Source organism: Streptomyces sp. NPDC001781, from assembly GCF_053596035.1.
Map to the genome: position 1 here is coordinate 1 of NZ_JBSFFI010000101.1, position 1,285 is coordinate 1,285.

Genomic DNA, 1,285 nt, shown 5'->3' on the forward strand with positions numbered 1-1,285 from the left:
GCGCCGGGAGCCCCAGGTACCGCACGACCTTGAGCTGCTTCTCCGACGCCGGCTTCTTCCGCCACGACGCCGTCCGGGTCATGTTCAGGTCCGAGCGGTCGGTGGCCTCCGTCTCCGCCCACGCCATCGCCATGCCGAGGTCCAGCCCGGTGTGCAGCCGCTCCCAGTTGCCCTGTGGCGGCGCGAACGCCACGTCCCACTTCTCCATCTCGTCCTTGGACGGCCACAGCAGGATCTCGCCCTTGCCGCCGAGCGGGATGAACTGCACGCCGGCCCGGGTGCGCAGCCACGAGTACGCCGTGGACGCGCCGAACAGGTCGACGTCCCGGTGCGTCAGCTCGAACCGCAGGCTGCCCGCCGGGACCTTCGTGTCCTTGCGGGACTCCTCGCGCTCGTACGCCTCGGCCAGCGTCTCCCCGTCCTTGACGACCCCCTCGAACCCCGGCTCCAGGTCGACCAGCGTGCACAGGCTCCCGCCCTCGCCGGCGAGGATGAGCACCTGCGCGTCCCGCTTGCCGGTCGCCGGGGAGGGCCGCAGCACCCGGCCCACCATCTGGATAAAGAGCGGCTGGGACTTGGTCGGCCGCGCTATGACCGCGCAGTCCGCGAACGGGAAGTCGGCGCCCTCGGTGAGCACCATGCAGTTGACCAGTGTGCGGATCTCGCCGGTACGGAACTTGCGGTAGATGTTCAGCCGGTCCTCGCGGGGCGTGCCGCCGTGGACGTACGCCGCGCTCGGCAGCGCCTCCGCCGTCGCCCGCGCCACTTCCACGGTCGGGGTGAAGACGATCGGGGACCTGCGGTCGGCGGCGTGCTCCTGAAGCACCTTGGCGATGATCTGCGGGCCGCCTGCCTCCATCATGGCGTCGCCGAGGGCCCTCGCCTGGTAGTCGCCCTTGGACCGCTTGACGTCGGCGAGGTTCAGCGTGTCGACGGAGACTGCCTTGGACGTCACATCGACCAGGTGGCCCTTGGCCATCGCCCACAGCGGGGAGCGGGTGTAGACCGCGTCCTCCCACACCCCGCCGAGGCCCTGGCCGTCGCCCCGGGCGAGGGTCGCCGTGAAGCCGACGGCCCGGGTGCCGGGCATACCGCTGTAGCAGCCGAGCCCGGCCAGGATGTTGCGGTAGCTGACGGCCGCCGCGTGGTGGCACTCGTCCACGATGACCAGGCCGACCTTGCCGCATTTCTCCTGCGCGTCCACGAGCCGGTAGAACCGGGTCTCGCGCGCCTGGGTCTGGTCGGTGAAGTCCATGACGTCGGCGGTGATGGCGTCGGATGCGGC

Annotated in this window: 1 protein-coding gene; it reads right to left on the reverse strand. The window is 71.1% G+C overall.

Annotated features, from left to right (window positions below; genetic code table 11):
- The coding region (locus ACWCV3_RS28975) for a DEAD/DEAH box helicase (protein WP_451230347.1) at positions 1-1,285 on the reverse strand (1,285 nt) is incomplete at both ends.